A 5,081-nucleotide genomic window follows, 5' to 3' on the forward strand; every position below is an offset into this window, starting at 1 on the left:
CAGCAACGGACTCGTGCTGCCGTCCGAGTGCTGCAGCTCCACCCGCTGCGGGTCCTCCATTGTGGTCATCTGTACAGGATGCCGGACTACGCTCCGGTCTGCGCGGTCACCCCCGGGTACGACGAACCCCGCACCACCGGTCGTCGGTGGTGCGGGGTTCGTGGCGCCCCGGGCGGTGTGTACGACGCCCTGCCCTACAGGATCAGATCGCGCCGTAACGAGCGCCCATGGCCTCGGCCATCATCGGCCAGGACTGCTTGAGGTCATCCTCCCAGTAGCCCCACGAGTGCGTGCCGTTGGGCGCGAAGTCGAAGTGGGCCGGGATGCCGAGCTCGCCGAAACGGCGGGCGAGGTTGGCCGTGCAGTACTGGGTGGCCGCCTCGATGACGCCGCCGACGATCGCCTGGTTGGCCAGCGCCGGGATGCTGTTGCGCAGACGCCAGTTCTCGAGCGACTCGTGCGGCCCGGGCAGGCCGTTGCCGGTCGAGATGAACATCGCGGGGAGCTGGTTGTTCTTCATCTGCTCCTGGAAGCGGAAGGCACCCCAGACCGGGTCGTTGTCGAACCAGTTGTTGGTTCCCGTGCGGGGCTCGCCCGGGAAGGGGCCCCACATGTTGTCGAGGTTCGCACCGCCGCGCATGCCGGTGACGATGTTGATGAACTCATGACCGATCGGGGTGGACGTCTCGGCACAACCCGAGTACGAGCCGATTGCCTGGAACCTGCCAGGGTGCTTCTGTGCGATGGTCAGGACCGAAGTGGCGGTCATGGAGATCGCCGCGAGTCCACGCTTTCGACCCTCGTAGTTGCCGCCGTAGCGGCCCTCGAAGAGGTTCGGGAGCTCCTCGGCGAGGTAGGTCTCGAACGCCATCGGGCGATTCGTCTCGCGGGCGAAGCGGGTCTGGACGTTGGGATCGTGACGCTGCCAGTCCGTGTAGTAGGAGAAGGCGCCGCCGATCGGGGTGACGGTCCACGCGTCCTTGTCGGACATGAACTTCTTGACGTCGGACTGCGCCTGCCAGGTGGCCGAGTCCTCGCCGCCGCCGGCGCCGTTGATCAGGTACAGCACCGGGGCCCCGGCGTTGCCGTCACGCGGCGGCTGGACGATGTTGGGGACCTCGATCGCCATCTTGTCCGACCACACCGAGACGATCTTGCGGCCGTCGGGCAGCTCGGTCTCGACGACCTTGTTCGCGGCCGTGGCCTTGGTGTACTGGATGCTTCCGCCCTGGGCCTGGGCCGTGCCCGTGGCGACGACGGGGACCATGGCCGCAGCGAGGGCCGCTGTCGCGACCTTCGTGCCGAACCGCTTCACTGAACGCATATTTCGACGCCTTACATTCTCGTTGTTCACAGACGGACCCGGGCATTCCTGCGGGAACGCTAACCCGATTCCCAGTAGTCACACAAGTCCCACCAGACACAGTAGTACCATAGTTGCGTCCGCAGGTCGTGCGTATTGCATCCGCGGGGCACGCTCCGAGGCTCCCACAGTCAGGTGAACGGAGGGAAACCACGGAGCCGGCCGGTGCGGCTCACGTCAACATTATCGGCGCTATCGGACCTCGCGTTACCGATATGAAGAAATTCCGATACACCCCTCGCTGCGAGGGTGCGCGCGCCACACCGGACGCGACACGAGACAAGGGCCCCGGGCATAGCCCGGAGCCCTTGTCTCGATCAGTGGTACTACTCAGGCCATGAAACCGGCGTCGAAGGCCGCCTGCAGGTCGCCACCGGCGAAGTAACCGGCGGCGCCGACGAAGTCGCTGACCCAGCCGATCAGGTCCGACAGGACGCCGAAGGTGCCGTCCTCGCCGATGATGCGGCCCAGGCTACCGTCGGCACCGAAAGCATCGATTCCCATAATTTTCTCCTTGACGTGAGTGGTGAGTGCAGGGTCTCCGGCACTCGAGTGAACTGCGGGGGGGTGACCAATTCCAGGCTCGCGGTCGAGGTGGGGGCCGGAACAGGCCCCACAAACGAGCAGCGGCTATTCGGAGGCTTCGCCGAGGCTGCCCAGTACGGTGTCGAGGCCGTCACCGGCAAGCGAGCCAGCGAAGCCCATGACGCCCGAGAGGACGTCGTCGATCGCGCCGAGAAGATCGCCGATGGCGCTGAAGTCAGGCATGTGTTTCTCCCTTGAAAGTTGTGCCCCGGCTTCTGGGGCCAGACTCAGCGTAATCTGAGTAGACCCAAAGTCAATCGTGACCTAGGTCACCACGTCGGCCGCGTGACGCAGATTTAACTTAACACGCCCTCCGTGACTCAGATCACTAGATGCAAGGAGATCCTAGCATCACGATCTGCCTGCGCAAAGGTCAATGAACCATCGACTTAATCGGCTGCGTTAGCCTTCCCTCACGAACTGCAAGAGTTATCGATACGGTCTCGTAACCTCCGGGTCGATAAACCTTCATCTAGACAAGCGCCTATTAGACCCGAAAGCGGCCCGCACGATCAGGATCGCACCGGGAAGAACACGATGTGTTCCCGGAGCGAGCGGCGTGCGGGCAGCCCGATGAGGCACGGAAATAGGCCGTGGCCCGCACCGGAGATCCGGTGCGGGCCCGGCCGCGTGCTGGGATGGGCTACATCAGAAGCCCATGCCGCCCATCTCGTCGCCACCCGGCATGGCGGGCGCGGCGGGCTCGGGCTTGTCGGCCACGACGGCCTCGGTGGTGAGGAACAGCGCGGCGATCGACGCGGCGTTCTGCAGCGCCGAACGGGTCACCTTGACCGGGTCGTTGATGCCGGCCTCGAGGAGATCCTGGTACTCGCCGGTGGCGGCGTTCAGGCCCTCGGCGCCCGGCAGGTTGCGGACCTTCTCGGCCACGACGCCCGGCTCGAGGCCGGCGTTGTGGGCGATCTGCTTGAGCGGGGCGCTGAGCGCGAACTTGACGATGTTCGCGCCGGTGGCCTCCTCGCCCTCGAGGGACAGACCATCGATGGCGACCTCGGACTTGACCAGGGCGACGCCGCCGCCGGCGACGATGCCCTCCTCGACGGCCGCCTTGGCGTTGCGCACGGCGTCCTCGATGCGGTGCTTGCGCTCCTTGAGCTCGACCTCGGTGGCCGCGCCCGCCTTGATGACGGCGACGCCGCCGGCGAGCTTGGCGAGGCGCTCCTGGAGCTTCTCGCGGTCGTAGTCGGAGTCCGAGTTCTCGATCTCGGCGCGGATCTGGTTGACCCGGCCCTCGATCTGACCCTGGTCTCCGGCACCCTCGACGATGGTGGTCTCGTCCTTGGTCACGACGACCTTGCGGGCCTTGCCGAGCATGGAGATGTCGGCGGTCTCGAGCGAGAGGCCGACCTCCTCGGAGATGACCTGGCCACCGGTGAGGATGGCGATGTCCTGCAGCATGGCCTTGCGGCGGTCACCGAAGCCCGGGGCCTTGACGGCGACGGACTTGAAGGTGCCGCGGATCTTGTTCACGACCAGGGTCGACAGGGCCTCGCCCTCGACGTCCTCGGCGATGATGAGCAGCGACTTGTTCTCGCCGATGACCTTCTCCAGCAGCGGGAGCAGGTCCTTGACGGTGGAGACCTTGCCGGAGACCAGCAGGACGTACGGATCCTCCATGACCGCCTCCTGGCGCTCCGGATCCGTCTGGAAGTACTGCGAGATGTAGCCCTTGTCGAAGCGCATGCCCTCGGTGAGCTCGAGATCCAGACCGAAGGTCTGGGACTCCTCGACCGTGATCACGCCCTCCTTGCCGACCTTGTCCATGGCCTGGGCGATGAGCTCGCCGATGGCCGGGTCGCCGGCGGAGATCCCCGCGGTGGCGGCGATCTGCTCCTTGGTCTCGATCTCCGTGGCGGAGTCGATCAGGTGCTTGGTGACGGCCTCGACGGCCTTCTCGATGCCGCGCTTGATGCCCATGGGGTTGGCACCGGCGGCGACGTTGCGCAGGCCCTCGCGCACGAGCGCCTGGGCGAGAACGGTGGCGGTGGTGGTTCCGTCGCCGGCGACGTCGTCGGTCTTCTTGGCGACCTCCTTGACCAGCTCGGCGCCGATCTTCTCGTACGGCTCCTCGAGCTCGATCTCCTTGGCGATGGAGACGCCGTCGTTGGTGATCGTGGGGGCGCCCCACTTCTTCTCCAGCACGACGTTGCGGCCCTTGGGGCCGAGCGTGACCTTGACGGCGTCGGCGAGCTGGTTGAGACCGCTCTCCAGGCCGCGCCGGGCCTCTTCGTCGAACGCGATCATCTTTGCCATGGGGTGAATCATCCTCCGGGTATGGGGTGACACGCGTGTGGTCAGCGTCGGTGCCCGCGACGGACGGTGCGGACCGTGTCGGATCCGCGCCTCACCTTGCGACCTCGGTTCTCAGATCTTGCTGGCACTCAGGGTAGCCGAGTGCCAATCGCTTTTCTAGCACTCGCCCCCGACGAGTGCAAAGGCCCGGACGACTGATTCGCGCTCGGCGAACGACCCTCATGTCGTCCGGTCCTGCCCTACCATCGAGACGCCGTCCCACCCGTTCGCCCGAAAGGCTCGTCAATGCCCACCGAACCCGCCGCAGCAGGCGCCATCGAGAGCTCCATCGAGATCGACGCCCCGCCGGCCCGGGTCTGGGAGGTCATCTCCGAGGTCCGCAACGCCCCCCAGTGGAGCAGCCAGGCCTGGAAGATCTTCCCCCTCGGCGGCCGCACCGCCAAGGGCACGTGGGCACTGAACCTCAACAAGCGTGGGCCGCTCCTGTGGCCCACGACCAGCCGTGTGGTGGAGTTCGAGCCCGGCCGCCGGTTCGCGAACCGCATCACCGAGAACACCACCGTCTGGGTCTTCGACCTCGAGCCGACCCCCGCCGGCGGCACGCTCCTCACCGAGCGCAGGGAGGTCCCGGACGGGCTGACCTTCATCTCCCGATTCCTCACGGACAAGGTGTTCGGAGGACAGAAGTCGTTCACCAGCGAGCTGGACCGGGGCGTGTCCACCTCCCTGCAGCGGATCAAGGCGCTCGCCGAGCGGGGCTGAGGCCGGCATGGCCCGGGCCGCCGCGGCCCTCATCGCGGGCTCGCTCGTCGCGTCGCTCTCCGGCTGCGCCCTGTGGGCGGGCGGCGGCGACGACACCGAC

The 5,081-nt window shown here is 66.6% G+C and carries 5 protein-coding genes; 1 reads left to right on the forward strand and 4 read right to left on the reverse strand.

Translation table 11 applies throughout. The features are described 5' to 3' along the window. Positions 1-202 precede the first annotated feature (202 nt). The 4 genes from G6023_RS03910 to groL all read right to left on the reverse strand — a co-directional run bounded on the left by G6023_RS03910 (position 203) and on the right by groL (position 4,219). Positions 203-1,324, reverse strand: coding sequence for an alpha/beta hydrolase (locus G6023_RS03910; protein WP_067719258.1), 1,122 nt, complete (start codon positions 1,322-1,324; stop codon positions 203-205). Positions 1,325-1,693: 369 nt separating this feature from the next. Further along, positions 1,694-1,867 (reverse strand): hypothetical protein, encoded by a 174-nt coding sequence (locus tag G6023_RS03915; protein ID WP_167492368.1) that lies wholly within the window; start codon positions 1,865-1,867, stop codon positions 1,694-1,696. A 126-nt stretch (positions 1,868-1,993) separates the two neighbouring features. Beyond that, on the reverse strand, positions 1,994-2,131 hold the full coding sequence (locus G6023_RS03920) for a hypothetical protein (protein ID WP_167492367.1): 138 nt from the start codon (positions 2,129-2,131) through the stop codon (positions 1,994-1,996). 465 nt (positions 2,132-2,596) lie between these two features. Continuing rightward, positions 2,597-4,219, reverse strand: a complete 1,623-nt coding sequence (groL, locus tag G6023_RS03925; protein ID WP_067719261.1) for a chaperonin GroEL — start codon at positions 4,217-4,219, stop codon at positions 2,597-2,599. A gap of 285 nt (positions 4,220-4,504) precedes the next feature. Here groL and G6023_RS03930 point away from each other — a divergent pair, with 285 nt between their 5' ends. Then, on the forward strand, positions 4,505-4,981 hold the full coding sequence (locus G6023_RS03930) for an SRPBCC family protein (protein WP_182634142.1): 477 nt from the start codon (positions 4,505-4,507) through the stop codon (positions 4,979-4,981). Positions 4,982-5,081: the final 100 nt, after the last annotated feature.

This window comes from Dietzia sp. DQ11-71 (assembly GCF_014144995.1).
Taxonomy (GTDB): domain Bacteria; phylum Actinomycetota; class Actinomycetes; order Mycobacteriales; family Mycobacteriaceae; genus Dietzia; species Dietzia kunjamensis.

What these genes read in the sequence shown, in the direction of transcription:
- G6023_RS03920 (WP_167492367.1), bottom strand. Translation starts at nt 2,131, where the DNA reads ATGCCTGACTTCAGCGCCATCGGCGATCTTCTCGGCGCGATCGACGAC.
- G6023_RS03915 (WP_167492368.1), bottom strand. Translation starts at nt 1,867, where the DNA reads ATGGGAATCGATGCTTTCGGTGCCGACGGTAGCCTGGGCCGCATCATC.
- groL (WP_067719261.1), bottom strand. Translation starts at nt 4,219, where the DNA reads ATGGCAAAGATGATCGCGTTCGACGAAGAGGCCCGGCGCGGCCTGGAG.
- G6023_RS03910 (WP_067719258.1), bottom strand. Translation starts at nt 1,324, where the DNA reads ATGCGTTCAGTGAAGCGGTTCGGCACGAAGGTCGCGACAGCGGCCCTC.
- G6023_RS03930 (WP_182634142.1), top strand. Translation starts at nt 4,505, where the DNA reads ATGCCCACCGAACCCGCCGCAGCAGGCGCCATCGAGAGCTCCATCGAG.